Source organism: Aquamicrobium terrae (genome assembly GCF_040545735.1).
GTDB lineage: Bacteria > Pseudomonadota > Alphaproteobacteria > Rhizobiales > Rhizobiaceae > Mesorhizobium > Mesorhizobium terrae_A.
Window position 1 is genome coordinate 1 of record NZ_JBEPML010000002.1, and the last position, 18,202, is coordinate 18,202.

At 63.4% G+C, this 18,202-nt stretch carries 18 protein-coding genes, 3 tRNA genes and 1 pseudogene; 5 read left to right on the forward strand and 17 right to left on the reverse strand.

Going from position 1 to position 18,202, the window contains the following annotated elements:
- From ABID37_RS02535 to ABID37_RS02545, 3 genes are all read right to left on the reverse strand, one after another.
- The coding region (locus ABID37_RS02535; RefSeq protein ID WP_032936484.1) for a GTP-binding protein at positions 1-95 on the reverse strand (95 nt) is incomplete at its 3' end.
- 230 nt (positions 96-325) lie between these two features.
- A tRNA-Gly gene (locus ABID37_RS02540) sits at positions 326-399 on the reverse strand.
- A gap of 23 nt (positions 400-422) precedes the next feature.
- A tRNA-Tyr gene (locus tag ABID37_RS02545) sits at positions 423-507 on the reverse strand.
- Positions 508-700: 193 nt separating this feature from the next.
- On the opposite strand from ABID37_RS02545, the gene ABID37_RS02550 reads away from it, so the two are divergent.
- Positions 701-1,552 (forward strand): TrmH family RNA methyltransferase, encoded by an 852-nt coding sequence (locus ABID37_RS02550; RefSeq protein ID WP_354192467.1) that lies wholly within the window; start codon positions 701-703, stop codon positions 1,550-1,552.
- A 144-nt stretch (positions 1,553-1,696) separates the two neighbouring features.
- Here ABID37_RS02550 and ABID37_RS02555 read toward each other — a convergent pair whose 3' ends face one another.
- From ABID37_RS02555 to gcl, 3 genes are all read right to left on the reverse strand, one after another.
- Complete coding sequence (locus tag ABID37_RS02555; protein WP_354192468.1) at positions 1,697-2,581, reverse strand: 2-hydroxy-3-oxopropionate reductase; 885 nt, start codon at positions 2,579-2,581, stop codon at positions 1,697-1,699.
- Between the two features lie 20 nt (positions 2,582-2,601).
- Positions 2,602-3,399 carry a hydroxypyruvate isomerase gene (hyi, locus tag ABID37_RS02560; RefSeq protein WP_354192470.1) on the reverse strand — a complete coding sequence of 266 codons (798 nt, stop codon included), beginning with the start codon at positions 3,397-3,399 and terminating at the stop codon, positions 2,602-2,604.
- A gap of 61 nt (positions 3,400-3,460) precedes the next feature.
- Positions 3,461-5,242, reverse strand: a complete 1,782-nt coding sequence (gene gcl / locus ABID37_RS02565) for a glyoxylate carboligase (protein WP_354192471.1) — start codon at positions 5,240-5,242, stop codon at positions 3,461-3,463.
- 203 nt (positions 5,243-5,445) lie between these two features.
- Between gcl and bhcR the strand changes: the two genes are divergently transcribed.
- Positions 5,446-6,261 carry an HTH-type transcriptional regulator BhcR gene (bhcR, locus tag ABID37_RS02570; RefSeq protein ID WP_354192472.1) on the forward strand — a complete coding sequence of 272 codons (816 nt, stop codon included), beginning with the start codon at positions 5,446-5,448 and terminating at the stop codon, positions 6,259-6,261.
- A gap of 16 nt (positions 6,262-6,277) precedes the next feature.
- Here the strand turns inward: bhcR and ABID37_RS02575 are convergent, their stop codons facing one another.
- Positions 6,278-6,445, reverse strand: coding sequence for a hypothetical protein (locus ABID37_RS02575; RefSeq protein WP_354192473.1), 168 nt, complete (start codon positions 6,443-6,445; stop codon positions 6,278-6,280).
- Between the two features lie 127 nt (positions 6,446-6,572).
- Between ABID37_RS02575 and ABID37_RS02580 the strand changes: the two genes are divergently transcribed.
- Positions 6,573-6,648: transfer RNA gene (locus tag ABID37_RS02580), tRNA-Thr, on the forward strand.
- 88 nt (positions 6,649-6,736) lie between these two features.
- Here the strand turns inward: ABID37_RS02580 and ABID37_RS02585 are convergent.
- The 6 genes and pseudogenes from ABID37_RS02585 to ABID37_RS02610 all read right to left on the reverse strand — a co-directional run.
- A pseudogene (locus ABID37_RS02585) lies at positions 6,737-8,206 on the reverse strand (UdgX family uracil-DNA binding protein); the annotation flags it as partial.
- A complete protein-coding gene (locus ABID37_RS02590) occupies positions 8,113-9,342 on the reverse strand; it encodes a putative DNA modification/repair radical SAM protein (protein WP_354192475.1) in 1,230 nt (409 codons plus the stop codon). The pseudogene ABID37_RS02585 and the gene ABID37_RS02590, both read right to left, overlap by 94 nt.
- A 66-nt stretch (positions 9,343-9,408) precedes the next feature.
- Entirely contained in the window at positions 9,409-9,972 is a 564-nt protein-coding gene (locus ABID37_RS02595; RefSeq protein ID WP_354192476.1) for a hypothetical protein, read from the reverse strand.
- Between the two features lie 14 nt (positions 9,973-9,986).
- A complete protein-coding gene (locus ABID37_RS02600; RefSeq protein ID WP_354192477.1) occupies positions 9,987-10,376 on the reverse strand; it encodes a YkvA family protein in 390 nt (129 codons plus the stop codon).
- 267 nt (positions 10,377-10,643) lie between these two features.
- A complete protein-coding gene (locus ABID37_RS02605) occupies positions 10,644-11,072 on the reverse strand; it encodes a hypothetical protein (RefSeq protein WP_354193034.1) in 429 nt (142 codons plus the stop codon).
- A gap of 119 nt (positions 11,073-11,191) precedes the next feature.
- A complete protein-coding gene (locus tag ABID37_RS02610; RefSeq protein WP_354192478.1) occupies positions 11,192-11,359 on the reverse strand; it encodes a hypothetical protein in 168 nt (55 codons plus the stop codon).
- 205 nt (positions 11,360-11,564) lie between these two features.
- Between ABID37_RS02610 and ABID37_RS02615 the strand changes: the two genes are divergently transcribed.
- Together ABID37_RS02615 and ABID37_RS02620 are read left to right on the forward strand one after the other, a co-directional pair.
- Positions 11,565-12,353 (forward strand): NAD kinase, encoded by a 789-nt coding sequence (locus ABID37_RS02615; RefSeq protein WP_354192479.1) that lies wholly within the window; start codon positions 11,565-11,567, stop codon positions 12,351-12,353.
- Between the two features lie 187 nt (positions 12,354-12,540).
- The gene (locus ABID37_RS02620; RefSeq protein ID WP_354192481.1) at positions 12,541-14,046 is read left to right on the forward strand and encodes a DEAD/DEAH box helicase; all 1,506 of its coding nucleotides are present in this window, start codon (positions 12,541-12,543) and stop codon (positions 14,044-14,046) included.
- A gap of 73 nt (positions 14,047-14,119) precedes the next feature.
- On the opposite strand, the gene ABID37_RS02625 is transcribed toward ABID37_RS02620, so the two are convergent.
- The 4 genes from ABID37_RS02625 to ABID37_RS02640 all read right to left on the reverse strand — a co-directional run bounded on the left by ABID37_RS02625 (position 14,120) and on the right by ABID37_RS02640 (position 18,198).
- Entirely contained in the window at positions 14,120-14,707 is a 588-nt protein-coding gene (locus ABID37_RS02625; protein WP_435521533.1) for an ABC-type transport auxiliary lipoprotein family protein, read from the reverse strand.
- A 95-nt stretch (positions 14,708-14,802) separates the two neighbouring features.
- The gene (locus tag ABID37_RS02630; protein WP_354192483.1) at positions 14,803-16,176 is read right to left on the reverse strand and encodes an MlaD family protein; all 1,374 of its coding nucleotides are present in this window, start codon (positions 16,174-16,176) and stop codon (positions 14,803-14,805) included.
- A gap of 14 nt (positions 16,177-16,190) precedes the next feature.
- The gene (locus tag ABID37_RS02635; RefSeq protein WP_435521534.1) at positions 16,191-16,979 is read right to left on the reverse strand and encodes an ABC transporter ATP-binding protein; all 789 of its coding nucleotides are present in this window, start codon (positions 16,977-16,979) and stop codon (positions 16,191-16,193) included.
- A gap of 31 nt (positions 16,980-17,010) precedes the next feature.
- Positions 17,011-18,198 carry an ABC transporter permease gene (locus tag ABID37_RS02640; RefSeq protein ID WP_354192486.1) on the reverse strand — a complete coding sequence of 396 codons (1,188 nt, stop codon included), beginning with the start codon at positions 18,196-18,198 and terminating at the stop codon, positions 17,011-17,013.
- Positions 18,199-18,202 lie beyond the last annotated feature (4 nt).

Consider the following 18,202-nt stretch of genomic DNA (forward strand, 5'->3'; position numbering starts at 1 on the left):
ATCGCCGCCGTCAAAGACGTCTTGCCATGGTCAACGTGACCAATCGTGCCAATGTTCACATGAGGCTTCGTGCGCTCGAATTTACCTTTTGCCATAGTCTCTTTCCTTGGGCGCGTGGACCTTTGGTTCAGTCGAATGCGGGGCGATTAGCGAGAACGGCCACAAAACACAAGTGTCTTTTGGCCGGCCGGGGCTCCGCCATGCCCCCGGAGCATGCGACTGCGGGTGAATGACGCAGATATAGGAAGCCACCGGCGCCACTTTAAGAGGGGCCCGGAATGCGGCCGAAACCGGCGGAAGCTCTTGGGTACTGGAGCAGGAGGATTGGAGCGGGTGAAGGGAATCGAACCCTCGTATTCAGCTTGGAAGGCTGCTGCTCTACCATTGAGCTACACCCGCATTTCAAGTCTCCGGTCCGGCAGTGGTGGAGGAGGTTGGATTCGAACCAACGTAGGCTAAGCCAACGGATTTACAGTCCGTCCCCTTTAACCACTCGGGCACTCCTCCAGTCTGCCGACGGAGCCTTGCTGCAAGGCATTTGCAAGGATGCCGGAGCCCCTTACGGATGCCCGTCATCAGCGAAGCGCCTTATGGCCGCAAGGTTGTTTTGTGTCAACCGCGCCGGAGGCGTTTTCTCCGCAGAATTTTCATGCATGCCGCAGACATAGGCAAAGCGGGCCTCCCCGGCTATAGGACAGCAATGAGCGACATGAAGAAAACCGGCACCCCGAAGGATTCCCACTACGCAAGGCTGCGCCGCGCCCATCGCGACGAGAAGGCCGGCGGGCCGCCCCAGCATCGGCCCCGGCGCAAGGTCGCTCCCGGCGAAGGGCCTGCGGACGGGCTGGTGCATCTGTACGGGCTGCACACGGTGCGGGCGGCCATCGCCAACCCGGCGCGCAAGGTGCGTTCCATGCTGGTCACCCGCAACGCGGCGGAGCGGCTGGACATCGGGGCGCTGGAGGCCCTGCCTTTTCCGGCCCGCCTCGCCGAGCCGCGCGAGATCGAGAAGATCACCGGATCGGATGCGGTGCACCAGGGCGTGCTGATCGAGGCCGAGCCGCTGAGTCCCAAGCCGCTCGATGCGCTGGGCGAATCGAATCTGGTGCTGGTTCTGGATCAGGTGACCGACCCGCACAATGTCGGCGCCATACTGCGCTCGGCGGTGGCGTTCGGCGCCGGCGCGCTCATCACCACCGCGCGCCATAGCCCGGCCGAATCCGGCGTGCTGGCGAAATCCGCCTCCGGCGCCCTCGAACACATCGATCATATCGAGGTGCGCAACCTGGCGGAGGCATTACAGACCCTGCACGAGATGGGCTTCCAGAGCATCGGCCTCGATTCGGAAGGTCCGGCCGAGCTGGAAAAGACGTTTTCCGGCGACCGCATCGCGCTGGTTCTGGGGGCCGAGGGCAAGGGCCTTCGGCAAAAGACGCGCGAGACGGTGAGCGCGCTCGCCCGCCTCGACATGCCCGGCGCTATCCGCTCGCTCAATGTGTCGAATGCGGCGGCCGTGGCGCTCTACGCGGCAGGCAGGTTCCTGAACGCATAGTTCCCTTGCGCTTCCCAACGGAAGCGCGAGATTTCCGGTCAGATACTGTAACGGGCGGCACAACGGAACGCCGGTGGGAACATCCCGACGCCCCGTCTGCCACCCGCTACGGGTACTGGCTGTTCGCCAATCCCGTTCCTGCGATCAGGCTACATCATGCCCGGCCATGCGCTCCAGCGCGCGCACCATGGCCGAGTGATCCTCCTTGGCCCCGCCATTGGCGGCGCAGGAATTGAAAAGCTGCTGCGCGGTCGAGGTGTTCGGCAGCGACACGCCCAGCGAGCGGGCGCCTTCGAGCGCCAGGTTGAGGTCCTTCTGGTGCAGTTCGATGCGGAAGCCCGGATCGAAGGTGCGCTTGATCATGCGTTCGCCATGCACTTCCAGGATGCGCGACGAAGCCAGCCCGCCCATCAGCGCCTGCCGCACCTTGGCGGGATCGGCACCGGCCTTGGAGGCGAACACCAGCGCCTCGGCCACGGCCTCGATGGTCAGCGCCACCACGATCTGGTTGGCCACCTTGGTGGTCTGGCCGACGCTGTTGGGGCCGACCAGCGTGACGTTCTTGCCCATCTTGTCGAACACCGGCCTGGCGCGCTCGAAAGCCTTTTCCTCGCCGCCGACCATGATGGTGAGCGAGGCCGCCTTGGCGCCGACCTCGCCGCCCGAGACCGGAGCGTCGAGATAGTCGCAGCCGAGCTCGTTGATCTTCCTGGCGAACTCCTTGGTGGCGATCGGGGAGATCGACGACATGTCGATGACCAGCTTGCCCTTCGACAGGCCCGAGGCGACGCCGTTGTCGCCGAACAGCACCTCGTCCACCTGCGGGGTATCCGGCACCATGGTGATGACGATATCCGCCGCCTGCGCCACCGCGGCATTGCCGGTCACGACCTTCAGGCCCTTGGCGACGAGATCCGCAGGCGGTTTCGACCTGTGGTCGGTGGTGACGACCGTGTAGCCGGCATCCAGCAGATGCCCGGCCATCGGTGCACCCATGATACCCAGCCCGATGAAGCCGATGGTGTCCATTGCTCTGTCCTTTCGATCCGTCACGCTGCCGCGCTGTCCTTGGCCGCCAGTTCACGCAGCCAGCCAAGACCGGCCTCGGTGCCGTCCTTGGGCTTGTATTCCGCACCGATCCAGCCGGAATAGCCGAGGCGGTCGATGAAGTCGTAGAGGAACGGGTAATTGATCTCGCCCGTGCCCGGCTCATGACGGCCCGGATTGTCCGCAAGCTGGATATGCGCGATGCAGTCGAGATTGGCCTCGATCGTGCGGGCGAGATCCCCCTCCATGATCTGCATGTGATAGATGTCGTATTGCAGATAGAGATTCTGCGAGCCGACCTTCTCGATCAGGTCGAGGGCCTGTTGCGTGCCGGTCAGGAAGAAGCCGGGAATGTCGCGGGTGTTGATCGGCTCGATCAGCAAGCGCACGCCCGCCTCGCCCAGCTTGTCGGCGGCGAATTTCAGGTTCTCGACGAATACCTTCTCAAGCTCTTCCCGCGAAGCGCCGGCCGGCGCGATGCCGGCAAGGCAGTTCACCTGACCGCAGCCGAGGGCCTTGGCGTAGGTGATGGCCTTGTCGACGCCGGCCTGGAACTCCTCGACCCGGCCCGGCAGGATGGCGATGCCGCGCTCGCCGCCGGCCCAGTCGCCCGAAGGCACGTTGAAGAGAACCTGCGTCAACCCGTTCTTCGTCAGGCGGGCCGCCACCTCCTCCGGAAAGTGGTCGTAGGCTCCGAGATATTCCACGCCCTTGAATCCGGCGCGGGCGGCGGCCTCGAAGCGGTCGAGGAAGTCATACTCGTTGAAGAGCATGGAAAGGTTGGCTGAAAACCGTGGCATAACGCTGTTCCCTGATAAAATGAATCTACTCCCCGGCGCGGCCTGCCGGCCGCGAGCCGGCTCAGTCGAGCATGACGATGGCCGTCGGGGCATCCTCGTTGCGCTCGGCAAGCTCCTCGAATTCGGTGATGTTGTCGATCTCGGTGCCCATGGAGATATTGGTGACCCGTTCGAGGATGAATTCAAGCACGACCGGCACCTGATGCTCTTCCATCAACCGCCGCGCCTCGGCGAAGGCGTGCTCGAACTCCTCCGGCCTGCGCACGCGCACCGCCTTGCAGCCCATGGCCTCGGCGACGGCGACGTGATCGACACCATAACCGACTTCCGAATGGCCGACCGTGTTGATGTTCTCGAAGGCGAGGCTGACTTCAAAATCCATCGAGAAGCCGCGCTGGGCCTGGCGGATCAGGCCGAGATAGGCGTTGTTCACGACGATATGGATGTAAGGCAGCTTGTGCTGGGCGCCGACGGCCAGTTCCTCGATCATGAACTGGAAGTCGTAATCGCCTGACAATGCAACGATATTCGCATCCGGCCGCGCCGCACGAACGCCGAGCGCCGCAGGCAGGGTCCAGCCGAGCGGGCCGGCCTGGCCGCAATTGACCCAGTTGCGCGGCTTGTAGACGTGCAGGAACTGCGCGCCCGCGATCTGGCTGAGGCCGATGGTGGTGACATAGGTCGTGTCGCGGTCGAACGCCCGGTTCATCTCCTCATAGACGCGCTGCGGCTTCAGCGGCACCTGCTCGAAATGGGTCTTGCGCTTCATTTTCTTCTTGCGCTGCTGGCATTCCTTGGCCCAGCCGGACCAGTCGCGCAGCTTGCCGGCCGTCTTCCATTCCGTCGCGACGTCGAGCAGCATCTTAAGCGCAGCACCGGCATCGGAGACGATGCCGAGATCGGGGGCGAAGACGCGGCCGATCTGGGTCGGCTCGATATCGACATGGATGAACTTCTTGCCCTTGGTATAGACATCGACGGAGCCGGTGTGGCGGTTGGCCCAGCGATTGCCGATGCCGAAGACGAAATCCGACTCGATCATCGTGGCGTTGCCATAGCGGTGCGAGGTCTGCAGGCCGCACATGCCGGCCATCAGCCGGTGGTCGTCGGGGATCGAGCCCCAGCCCATCAGGGTCGGGACGACGGGCACGCCGGTGATCTCCGCGAACTCGATCAGCAGATCCGAGGCATCGGCGTTGATGATGCCGCCGCCGGCGACGATCAGCGGCTTCTCCGCCTCGTTCAGCATGGCCAGTGCCTTTTCGGCCTGGATGCGGGTCATGGCCGGCTTGAAGTCCGGCAGCGGCTCATAGGCGTCGATGTCGAAGTCGATCTCGGCAAGCTGGACGTCGATCGGCAGGTCGATCAGGACCGGACCCGGCCGCGACGAGCGCATGAGGTGGAACGCCTTCTGCAAGGCCATCGGAACCAGATAGGGCTCCATGACGGTGACCGCCCACTTGGTGACCGGGCCGGCAATCGCCGCGATGTCGACCGCCTGGAAGTCTTCCTTGTTCAGCCGGGCGCGCGGCGCCTGCCCCGTGATGCACAGGATCGGGATGGAGTCGGCCGAGGCCGAATAGAGGCCCGTGATCATATCGGTGCCGGCCGGGCCCGAGGTTCCGATGCACAGGCCGATGTTGCCGGCCTTGGCGCGGGTGTAGCCTTCGGCCATGTGCGAGGCGCCCTCGACATGGCGGGCAAGGATATGGCGGATCGAGCCGCGCGCCTTCAAGGCGGAATAGAACGGATTGATCGCTGCCCCCGGCACACCGAAGGAATAGGAAATCCCCTCCTTCTCGAGAACGAGAACAGCGGCATCGACAGCACGCATCTTGGCCATGGCGGCACCTCCAGCAATTCAGATGCTGCAAGGATGACACCGGATCCGGTATTTTTCAATTTTTTCAAAAAAGTTTTTCATTTTTTGTTCTTTTCGTCAACATGATGATTTTTCGTTCATTTTCATTTTTCAGATCGTTCATCCGAAGCTCTCCATAAAAAACTTTTTCATTGCGATGCGGAGAAAATGGGGGACAATGAATCATGGATAAGATCGAGAAACGCCAGCGCGGGCGGCCACGCGCGTTCAATCCCTCCCCGGAAGCGGGACAGGTACAGTCGCTGGACCGGGCCTTGCGGATACTGGCCATCGTGGCGGAGGGAAGCGGGCTTTCGCTGAGCGAACTCGCCGACAGGTCCGGCATCGCCGCCGCCACGGCCTATCGCATGCTCACCACCCTCGAAGCCCACGGCATGGTCGAGTTCGACCGCACCGAGCAATTGTGGTCGATAGGCGTCGAGACCTATCGCATGGGCTCGGCTTTCCTGCGCGGGCGCAAGCTGGTGGACCGGGCGCGCGTGGTGATGCAGGAACTCATGGAGAAGACCGGCGAGACCGCCAATCTGGGGCTTGCCGAGGAAGATTGCGTGGTGTTCGTCAGCCAGGTCGAAACGCATCAGGCGATCCGGGCCTTCTTCCGCCCCGGCACGCGCACGGCCTTCCATGCCTCCGGCATCGGCAAGGCGGTGCTGTCCCATCTCGACTCCGAAAGGGTGTCGGCCATCATCGCCCGTTCCGGCCTGGAAACCTACACCGACCGAACGCACTCTTCCCTGACCGAGCTGATGCGGGATCTTGCCGATGCCCGAACGCGCGGCTGGGCGGTGGACGATGAAGAGCGCAACATCGGCATGCGCTGCGTGGCTGCCGCCATCTTCAACGAATATGGCGAGCCGGTGGGAGGCGTGTCCGTATCCGGCCCCACTGTGCGCGTCACCCCCGAGCGGCTGGCCCAGATCGGGCCGGCGGTGCGGGACGCGGCGGCGGAAGTCACCGTCCTCATCGGCGGCCGGCGTTGAGGAAGTGGCCTCCCCCTCAGCCCATGCCGCTCACATGGCGCAGATAGAAGGCGAGCACCACGAAGCCGATCATGAAGGCGACACCTGTCCAGTCGATCTTCATGCCCCTGAACACCCTGATGGTGTTGAGCAGCAGCACCCAGGCGGCAAGCACGATCAAGGCGATGATGACGAAACGGATCATCTTCTCCCTCCGGGATGGCTCTTGTCATTGATGTAGGAAACGAAGCTGCGAGTTTCAGCCCATCCAGACGCGTTCCGGTTCGGATTTGTCTTTACTGGCGCGGCAAATATGCTAACCGAAGCGCGTTGCCCTTGTAGCTCAGCTGGTAGAGCAGCGGTTTTGTAAACCGAAGGTCGCGGGTTCGATCCCTGCCGGGGGCACCAGTTCTCCTGCCGAAAGCATTGCAGAAGCCGTATCGATATCCTGTTGAAAAAGTCTGGCAGCTTCCGTTGCGCGCGCCGGATCTGGCAGGCGCAGCAGATAGGCCGGATGCCATGTCACCAGCGCTGGAACACCAAACATCGTGTCAATCGTCCGACCACGCAACACGGTCACGGAAGCGCGCTTTCCGGTCAGCGATTGGACCGCGGTCGCTCCCAGCGCCAGAATGAGCTTTGGTTTGACCAGTTCTATCTCGCGTTTCAGCCACCAGCGACAATGATCGATGTCGCCCCGGTTCGGGCTCTGGTGGATGCGCTTCTTGCCACGTGCAACGAACTTGAAATGTTTCACCGCGTTGGTGAGCCAGAGCTTTTCCCTTTCGATCCCGTGATCTGCCAGAGCCTTGTCGAGCAACTGACCCGCCGGGCCGGTGAAGGGGCGGCCGGTCAGGTCCTCGACATCGCCCGGCTGCTCCCCCACGATCATGAGATCGGCCTGGGACGACCCCTCCCCGAACACCGTCCGGGTGGCGTTGCAGTGCAATGGGCATTGCATGCAGGCGGCGGCGTGTTTGCGCAACTCATCGATATTTGCCGCAAGCGCCCCTGTCCCTGCCTGCTCCACAGGTTCCCGAACTGAAGACCGGCGTGCAGCGAGGCGATCATGAAAAGCCGGTGTTGCAAGCTGCCTTTGCTGGTGAACCATGTGCGCCGCGCGCTGCCCCGCCCCCGCGACAAGAGCGGGTATCAGGGAAGCCTCCGGCAGATTCTTCCAGTATTTCTTCGGCATCTCCGCCTGCATCGCCTTCACCTTCAATCGCGCCGGATTGAAGATGGAAGCGTAGTAGGTGCGCCACAGCGCTTCGGTAGCATCCGACAGGTCCGGGCGGACCGCAGGCTTTTCCGACAGCGTAAGCTGACCGCCTTCAAGACCCGCGCTGCCCTTCGGCGTCAGGATCATCCAGTCCATGTCGGCGAAGCGCTTGGCGAAAAACGGGGCGGTGCGGGCAACGATATGATGATCCGGCTCGAACCAGGCCACGAAACGGCGGCGCGCTCCCGGCTTGCCGGAACATTCGCGGAAACGCACGAAAGCCGTCATCTTGTGGCAGTCGCGGCGCACGGATTTTTCCATGCGATGCAGGCGCTGCATGTCAGGATCGGGCAGAAAGCCGATCAGATGAGGGTCGCCCTGCAACCGCCACAAGGTTCGATAAAGCAGGGAGAAGCGGCCGGGATCGCTGTGGCAGACCACGGCCTCGGCCATATCCAGAAAGCGGCGCGGCACAGACGGCGTGGGGGCTTCCGCTCCGGGCAGCGGTACTTCGGTCGGCACTGCACCAAAAAGATCCGCATCGCCCTGCGACCATTCCACCTCCTCCGGCGGCACGCCGGCCAGAAGCAGCGAACGCGCCGCATCGCGCCACTCGCCAAGGTCGGCGGCACGGTGCAGACACACACGCGCACTCACAGCAACACCATCTGCTCGGGCTGCGGGGTGAAGAAATCGCGCAGATCGGACCGGTCGATAAGGCGCAGCGGCGTCCACCCGCGAGCGCACAGGAAGGCGCGTACCTTGCGGACCGAAATGTTCAGCCTTGCCAGATCGTCCAGCCCCAGGCTGCGCTGCCGGCGCGCGATGATAATGGCGGACACCGATTTCGTGCCCAGCCCCGGCACCCGAAGCAGCATCTCCCGCGAGGCCCGGTTGACGTCGACCGGGAAATCCTCGCGGTGCGAGAGCGCCCAGGCAAGCTTGGGATCAAGGTCGAGATCAAGCATGCCGTCCGGCCGGGCGGAGGTTATCTCGTCGATGCCAAAGCCATAGAAGCGATAAAGCCAGTCCGCCTGATACAGCCGGTGTTCGCGCATCAGCGGCGGTTTGGCGGGAGGCAGGCGGGAAGAGGCATCGGGTATCGGGCTGAAGGCCGAATAGTAGACGCGCTTGAGGTCATAGCTGCTGTAGAGCCGCGAGGATGTGCCGAGGATCGTCGCATCGCTCGCGCCATCGGCACCGACGATCATCTGCGTCGATTGCCCGGCCGGGGCAAACCGCTTGCGCCGCTTCGTAAACTTCGTCGGCTCGCTTGCATCCTCGATGCGCAGGCGCAAGTCGCCCATGGCGCGACGGATCTGCCCCGGCTGCTTCTCCGGCGCAAGATCGACAATGCCCTCATCCGTCGGCAGTTCGATGTTGATCGACAGCCGGTCGGCATAAAGGCCGGCTTCCTCAAGCAATCCTACCGACGCCTCGGGGATGGTTTTCAGATGGATATAGCCTTTGAATCCATGGGTCAGCCGCAGGTCGCGCGCCACGCGCACAAGCTGCTCCATCGTGTAGTCGGCGCTGCGGATAATGCCCGAGGACAGAAACAAGCCCTCGATATAGTTGCGCCTGTAGAATTCCAGCGTCAGCCATATCACTTCCTCCGGCGTGAACCGGGCGCGCTCGACATTGCTGGACGACCGGTTGATGCAATAGGCGCAATCATAAATGCAAAAGTTGGTGAGCAGGATCTTCAGCAGCGAAATGCAGCGCCCGTCCGGCGCATAGGCATGGCAGATGCCGGAACCTTGCGTAGACCCGATCCCACCATTGATGGAATCGCGCTTTTCAGTTCCGCTCGATGCGCAGGAAGCATCGTATTTCGCGGCGTCGGCGAGAATGGCGAGCCGCTCTTGCAGCGTCTTTTTCATGTATGTTCACTATATGTTCCGGATTGCGTTTTCAAGATCACGCAAGGGAAGGGTCGCTCTGGCAGGCTAACGGCGTGGCATGATCAGCCAGACGAGACCTGCAGCAATCACGCCGAGTCCCAGCCACAAAGGCAGCGGCACACCAAACACGGGCGGGCCATATTCGAACAGGCGCGGCGCGAGCCCAAGGGCGAAAGCGGCCGTAACGATAGAGACGGCGATACGCGTCGCCGCCCAGCGTATGTCGCCTCCGATGCGCTCCAGCCCCTGCAACTCGACGCTTGCCGAAATGCGCCCCTGCCGAACCCGCAGCGCCAGCAGACGGATCAAAGCCGGCAGGTCCAAGGCAAGGCCGGCGAGATCGAAGGCCAGCGCCCTGCCCTTGCCGAAAACCGCGCCGGGCGCATAGCGGCGCAGCATCTCGCTCTGCACCATGGGCGCGAGTCGCAACCGTTCGGGTGCGTCAGCCTGCATGGCCTCCCCGCCATCCCGACGGGAAGAAGATGCGAGGCCCGAAAGCCCTATCCTGCCCAGAACGTCGTCTATGCCGAAACGGGCGATAACCGCGACGATTTCGGCAAGGCGCTTGCGGTCGCGTATGGCGACCAGACCCGTTTCGAGCAGACTCATGACATCCTGACCCTTCATCCCGCCAGATATCGATAGACGAGGTAGAGCAGCACCAGCCAGATGGCGACGAGCAACGCCAGTATCACGACGATGGCGATCAGCGGCCGCTTGAACCAGCGTGCGATCCAGAGATCAGCATTTTCGCCTGCCTCGGCACGCACGCCCTGCGGCAACCGTCTTGCAATGAAGCCGACCAGCAGCGGCACGATCACCAGATCGTCGACCACGCCGAGCACCGGCACGGGAAAGGGGATGAGATCGATGGGGCTAAGCAGATAGAGCCCTGCAAACAGGCTCGCCGCTTTCAGATAGAAAGGGGTCCGCCGGTCGCGAAAGGCGTACCACAGCATCACGGCCTCACGGCGGAAAAGCATGAAACGCCGTTTCAGCAGGTTGAAGATCATCGCAATTCCTGTTCCCGAAATGAATTGCCGCTTTGGAAAAAGGAGGGGCACCGTCGGAAGCGCGTGATGTAGGGCGCGACTGCATAGAATCGAGGGCAGTTCCAACGCACAGTACAATCGAGGCCCGCAGGACAGGGGCTTCCCGGACCTGTTGAGACGCGCGGACCGCGCGCTTTACGCAAGTAAAGACAAGGCGGCCGTAATCGTGTGAAAACCGGCCTACCTAGTGCAGGGGAGCAACTGGCGCAGCGAAAGCTGCCTCCTCGTTCACGCCGGCGGCAGTTCGAACAGGCTGGCGCCGTTCCCCTGTAGCTGGATGTAACCGATGATGCGGAACCATCTGGCCACTTCCGGTTCTTCCAACCAGCTTCTCGACCGAATCGGCAGATTGCCGGTCAGTTCCTGAATGCGCCTTATATGCTTCTTGCAGAAACGCACCGTCGCGGCATTGAAGAACCCCTCGCGCGCCGCAAACGCCGTTTCGGCGGCGTGGTCGATTTCATGCCAAGTGATAATGGCCACCACCGTATCGCCATCCAGCAATGCATGGGCGCGGCCTTCCTTCAAATCCATCATCAGGCTGTCCTGCGCACCCTCCAGGGTCAGGCCTGCCGCGACATAGTCCGCGGACATGCGACCGGAAAGGTCGCGGAATACCGTTTCGAGATCGCCGATCGTGGCTGTCCGTGCCCTCATTCCGTCTCCTTGTCGAAAAAGGGCATTATGACGCCGCGAAACGGCAAGGCCAAGCAAACTATGACCATCCAGCCCCGTTGTTGGGGCAAAGCTGTCCCGTTTCCATGACAGGCCGATGACTACAGGGGGCGCTTGGTCGGGCAGGCCACGCCTGTCGCCTCACCGCAGGTCACGGACGAGGATTGCGGGCGTGAGGCGCCGCCATCCGTATGCTTTGCCAGCCCGGAAAAGGCCATGGCAAAGCCGGCCATGAGGAGAGCGATGATGAACATGCGTGTAAACGGCAATAGAGGTTCCTGTCGGTCAGGCCCCCGCCTTCCGTTTCCGGAGCAGCATGCGCCGCGTCCGTTTACGCCAGCTTAAGGCCAGTCTTAACAATGGTAAACCGGACAGGCCGGATGAAGGCGCGGCAATATGCAGCGGCTTTGCCAGCCAGCCCGACCCGTGTTAGGTCGCACATTTGCATCGCCACCGGGGATCGACGCCAGGACAATGAGAGACAAGCCAGGGACGGGGAAGCCAAGGCGGTTCGCATTCGTTTCCTCCGAGACGCCGGATGCGCGCACGGCGCTGGATGCGCTCGCCGCCGAATATGGACAGTTCCCGGTAGACGAGGCCGACGTCGTCGTGGCGCTGGGCGGCGACGGCTTCCTGTTGCAGACGCTGCGCGACACGATGGGCACCGGCAAGAAGGTGTACGGGATGAACCGGGGCACCATTGGCTTCCTGATGAACGAATATGCGCTCGACGCCCTGCCCGAACGCATCGGCGCGGCGGTTGCCGAAACCATTCGCCCGCTGGAAATGCGGGCCACCACCATGGACGGCGAGACGGTGACGGCGTTGGCCATCAACGAGGTGGCGCTGTGGCGCCAGTCCTACCAGACCGCCAAGATCCGCATTTCCGTGGATGGCAAGCTCAGGATGGAAGAACTGAGCTGCGACGGCGTCATGGTGGCGACGCCGGCCGGCTCCACCGCCTACAACCTTTCGGCGCACGGGCCGATCCTGCCGCTTGATGCGCCGCTGCTGGCACTGACGCCGGTGAGCCCGTTCCGGCCCCGCGCCTGGCGCGGCGCGCTGCTGCCGAACCGGTCCGAAGTGCGCTTCGAAGTCCTCGAGGCGGACAAGCGTCCGGTCAACGCGGCTGCCGACCATACCGAGGTCAAGAGCGTGCAATCGGTCACCGTGCGCCAGTCGAAAAGCGTCACCGCAACGCTGTTGTTCGACCCCAGCCATTCCTGGAACGAGCGTATCCTGAAGGAACAGTTCAGGTATTGATGGCGGTTTTTGCCGCTATAAAGCCGTTTCCATTAAGCTTAGATAGGGCAAATGCTGCGATTCTGCCCTGTTTGTGTTGACAAGACGCGGGCTTGAGCCTATCGCGATGCACATTATTGCGTGCCCGGACGGCACGCCGCGACGCAGACCGCCGCGCTACCCGAACCATCAAAGACAGCAAGCGAACTTGTCCTCAGACACCCAGACCGCTCAAGAAGCGTTGACATTCGCAGACCTCGGCCTATCGCCGAAGGTTCTTTCCGCAGTCGCGGATGCCGGCTACACGCAGCCGACTCCCATTCAGGCAGGCGCCATTCCCCATGCCCTCCAGGGCAAGGACGTGCTCGGCATTGCCCAGACCGGCACCGGCAAGACCGCTTCCTTCGTGTTGCCGATGCTGACACGGCTGGAAAAGGGCCGCGCCCGCGCCCGCATGCCGCGCACGCTGATCCTCGAACCGACGCGCGAACTCGCCGCGCAGGTCGAGGAGAACTTCATCAAGTACGGCAAGAACCACAAGCTCAACATCGCCCTGCTCATCGGCGGCGTGTCCTTCGACGAGCAGGATCGGAAGCTGGAACGCGGCGCCGACGTGCTGATCGCCACGCCCGGACGCCTGCTCGACCATCGCGAGCGCGGCAAGCTGCTGCTCACCGGCGTCGACATCCTCGTCATCGACGAGGCCGACCGCATGCTCGACATGGGTTTCATCCCCGATATCGAGCGCATATGCGAGATGATCCCCTTCACGCGCCAGACGCTGTTCTTCTCGGCCACCATGCCGCCGGAGATCACCAAGCTGACCGAAAAGTTCCTGCAGGCGCCGGTGCGCGTCGAAGTCGCGCGCGCCGCGAGCACGGCGACGACGGTCACCCAGCGGCTGGTCAAGTCCCGGTCGAAGCCCTGGGAAAAGCGCGATGTGCTGCGCAAGCTGATCAAGCAGGAAGAAGAAGACCTCAAGAACGCGATCATCTTCTGCAACCGCAAGGTCGAGGTTTCGGAACTGTTCCGGTCGTTGGCACGCCACGAGTTCAATGTCGGCGCACTTCATGGCGACATGGACCAGCGCGCCCGCATGACCATGCTGAGCAATTTCCGCGACGGCAAGCTCAAGCTGCTGGTGGCCTCGGACGTCGCCGCGCGCGGCCTCGACATTCCCGATGTCAGCCACGTCTTCAACTACGACGTGCCGATCCATGCCGAGGACTACGTCCACCGCATCGGCCGCACCGGCCGTGCCGGCCGCCTCGGCAAGTCCTTCACCATCGCCACGCGCAGCGACACCAAATATGTCGAGGCCATCGAGAAGCTTATCGGCCAGACGATCGAGTGGCACGATGGCGATCTTTCGACGGTCGAGGAGAGCGAGTCTGCGGACGAAGCGCCCCGCCGGGGCAAGGGCTCGTCCCGCCGCGGCGGACGCAAGGATGAGGGCCGCGAGCGCAAGCCGCGCGGCGGACGCCATCACGATGCGGCACCCAGCGAGGCCAAGGCCGAGGCTCAGGAGGAGCCGGCGCCGAAAAGCACCTCGCGCCCTGCCGGCAACGAGCGCAAGCCGCGCGACTGGGCCAATGACGACGCCCGGCCGGCCCGCGAGCACCGTGGCCGCCGCCGGAACGACGACGATGGCGACACGCCGGTGGGCTTCGGTGACGATGTGCCGGCCTTCATGCTGATCGCGGCCAAGGTCTGAGCGAAAAGGCTTCCAAACGAAAAGGGCGGATCAATGCGATCCGCCCTTTTCGTTTCATGCCCGCCGATGCCGGTCAGATAGCGGTTCCGGTCCAGTTGACGATCTGCGCCGCGGCATCGCCGAATGCCCGGTCGAGCGCCGAAACATAGGCCTGGTTGCCGCTGCCGGAGACCGGGGCCGAAGCGGTGAAGCTTTGCGCCGCGCGCACTTCGCCGGTGCGGTCGTTGAGCAGCCGCACGAACAGTTCCACCACCGCTTTTTGGCCGCCGGCGACCTGCACGTCGAAGGCGCGTATCTCGGTGATCACCTGATAGTCGATCGCCAGCCCCTCGCCCGGCTTGCCGACACCGGCGAAGCGGCCTGAGCGCTGGAAGGTTTCGGCCAGCCGTGCCTGTACGATCAAAGGCAGGCGGTCGGCCCATTGGGCCCCCTTCAGATACTGGATCGAGCCGTCCGCCGGCTTGATGACGATGTTCTGGCCATCGAACGCTTTCAGCGCCGCCGGCTCGGCAATCAGGATCTGCCGGCGGCTGAGGCTGCCTGAGTTCACGCTGGCTGCCGACAGCTCAAAGGTGTCGAGCGGTGCCGGGCCGCCGCCGGGCAGCGCGGCGCACCCCGCAAGGGTACAGGCGAGCAAGGCGGCCACGAAACGAAACTTCACGGAACTCACGGATGCGACCCTCGCCTTCAAAAGCTCGGTTGCTGATGGAATTCGGACGGGGATGGCTGGTGTTGCAGACAGGCGATCAACTGGCATCAACGGCGAACCCTTCCGTCATATTGCCTCACTTCCCCCTCGCCACCGGACAGGATGCGTTGCGGATTGCGTTGCAGGTCGGTGACGGCCTGCTCGATGCGGTTGATCGAGCGGCGACTGTCGTTGACCAGCGCCTCGACATTCTGGAGCCCCTTGCCGGAGAAGCGGGCCAGATTGTCGGTGATCGTGCCGAGCCGCGCATTCAGCGTGTCCGCCACCTGCTTGAAGGATCTCAGCGTCTCGCGCGCATCCGCCATCACGCCGTCGGCCTGGTCGGAGCCCAGCAAGTTGTCGACCTTGACCAGGATGCCGTCGACGCGCACCGAGGCGTTGTTCAGCCGCTCGGCAAGCTGGCGGGCATCGGAGATGGTCTGGTCGATATCGTCGGCACGACCGCTGAACTTCTCGGTGACCTGCGCGACATCGGCGGCCGCCTTGTTGGCGTTCTCGCTGGCGGTGCGGATATTGGCGAGCGCCTCGCGCACGTCCCTCGGATCGACGCCGTCCAGAACGCCGTCCACCTTGGCCAGCGTGGTCTGCGTGCGCTGGGCGAATTCATTGATGGAAGCGACCGCCTTGTCGACTCCCTCGATGACATCGTCGAACTTTTCGCCCGACCTGTTCAGGTTCTTGGTGAAATCGTCGATATTGGTGACGATCTGCCTGACCCGATCCTGATCGATCGAGTTCAGCAGCCCTTCGGCGGCCTTGATGGTGCCGTCCAGCTTGCCGGAAACGCCCTGCAACTCCTCGGACAGCGAGCTGACGCTGCTGAGGAATCTGTCGATGGAATCGGCATTGCTGGCCAGCGCATCGGAGAACTTCTGGGCGTTCTCGACGGTCTGGGTCAACGGACCGCGCACATCCTTGGTGAATCCCTCCAGTTGGGTCAGCACCTGGTCGGCACGCGAGAAGATGTCTTGCGCGGTCTGCAACAGATTGGTCACCGCCGACGGATTGGCGGTGATCTCGGCGATCCTGCCTTGCGCCTCGGCCTCATCGAGCAGCTTCGGCTCGTCGCGGTTGGCGCCCTTCAGCTCGATATTGGCCTGCCCGGTCAGGCCGGCCAGCCCGATATCGGCCTGCGTCGAACGCGTTATCGGGGTCAGCCGGTCAACCTCGGTGTCGGCAATGGCGACGCTCGGATTTTCCACGTCGATATAGACGCGGCGCACATCGCCCACCTTGACGCCATTGAACAGCACGAAGCTGCCGCGTCCCAGCCCGGAGGCGGAGCCGGGGATGCGCACGCGCATCACCACCGTCTCGCCGCGCTCGCCGATCGCCGCCGTCCAGTAGACGAAGCCGAAGGCGGCCAGGATCGCAGCCAGGGTAAAGATGCCGACGATGACGTAGTTGGCTCTTGTTTCCATTGCTTCACTTATCGCTATGCGCGGGCTTTCAGATCAAGTTGGCGGGCACGTTTTCCGCGGAAATAGGACTTTACCCACGGTTCTTCACTCTTGAGCATATCTTCGATGGTGCCCTCCACGATGACGCGCTTCTTGCCGAGCACCGCAACGCGGTCGCAGGCGGTGAACAGCGAATCAAGGTCATGGGTGACCATATAGACGGTCAGGCCCATGGTATCGCGCAGCTTGACGACCAGTTCGTCGAACTCGGCCGCGCCGATCGGGTCGAGGCCCGAGGTCGGCTCATCGAGGAACACGATGTCGGGGTCCAGTGCCAGCGCGCGCGCCAGCGCCGCACGCTTGATCATGCCGCCCGACAGTTCGGACGGGAATTTGTAGGCCGCATCCGCCGGCAGGCCGACCAGCTCGATCTTGAGCATCGCCAGCTCGTCCATCAGCTTCTTCGGCAGGTCGAGATATTCGCGCATGGGCACCTGCACGTTTTCCAGCACCGTCAGGGCGGAAAACAGCGCCCCGTGCTGGAACAACACGCCAAGGCGCATATCGATCCGCATTCTTTCGGCTTCGCTCGCCTCGTCGACATCGACGCCGAACAGGCGGATGGTGCCGGACCGCTTGGGCGTGAGGCCCAGAATGGTGCGCAGGAGCACCGACTTGCCCGAGCCGGAGGCGCCCACGAAGCCGAGGATTTCACCACGCCTCACCTCGAGCGAAAGGTTCTCCAGAACCGTCTTGGTGCCGAAGGCCACGGTCACGTCCCGCGCCGACAGGACCACCTCGCCCTGCCCTTCCGTTTCGGGCATTTCCGCCAGATTTCCGCTCACCGCCACCATCTCAGAAATCGATCGCCGCGTAGAACATGGCGAACAGGCCATCGAGCACGATGACCACGAAGATCGCCTTCACCACCGATGTGGTGACCTGCCGACCCAGCGATTCGGCGCTGCCGCCCACCTTCATGCCTTCCACGGAAGCGATGGTGCCGATGATGATGGCCATGAACGGAGCCTTGATCAGCCCCGCCGAAATGGTGCTGACATCGATGGCCACCCGCAGCCGGTCGATGAAGGCGGCGGGCGGAATGTCGGAATAGAGCCAGGCGGCCACGATGCCGCCGCCGAGGGCGGCGAAATTCGCCAGTATGGTCAGGCAGGGCAACGCGATGACCAGCGCCACCAGCCGCGGAAACACCAGGACACCGATCGGATTGAGGCCGATCACCTTGAGCGCATCGACCTCCTCGCGCATCTTCATGGAGCCGATCTCGGCGGTGATGGCGCTGCCCGAACGGCCGGCGATCATGATGGCCGTCAACAGCACGCCAAGCTCGCGCAGCACCAGCACGCCGACCAGATCGACCACGAATATGTCGGCGCCGAAATAGCTGAGCTGGTAGGCGCCCTGCTGGGCGACGATGGCGCCGACGATGGCCGACATCAGGAACACCACCGGGATGGCCCCGACCCCCATGCGGTCGATCTGGTTGAATATCGCCGCCGGGTTCACCGCATGGCCGCGGCCGAGCTTCATCTGTGCCCCGCGAATGGTGGCGCCGAGGATGTTCATGCCGGCGATGAAATCGTCGCGCATCGAATAGACGCCGCGCCCGACCAGCTCCAGAAAGCGGATGAGGATGTTGACCGAGGGTTCCGGCGCCGCCTCGCTGCGACGGCGCGAGATTTCCCCGACCGCTCCCAACAATATGCCGGCGACGTCGCTCTGGCCTTCGACCCGGACGGTCGCACCACGCGATTCGGAGGCCACGACCAGCCGGTCGATCAGCCATGCGCCGGCGGTGTCGAGCTTCTCGATGGCCGACAGGTCGAGAACCAGCGGCTGGCCGGCCACGCGCCGTTCGACATTGCGCATCTGCCCGTCGACATCGGCAACCGTGCGCGTCGTCCATATGCCCGAAAGGGCGCAGACCAGCCCGCCATCGCGCTCATCGAGCGCGACGCGCGGCTTGTGCGCGGCCCTCTCCGCCTTCGATGCGCTTGCGTCGCGTTTGCCGATGGTCAACATGGCA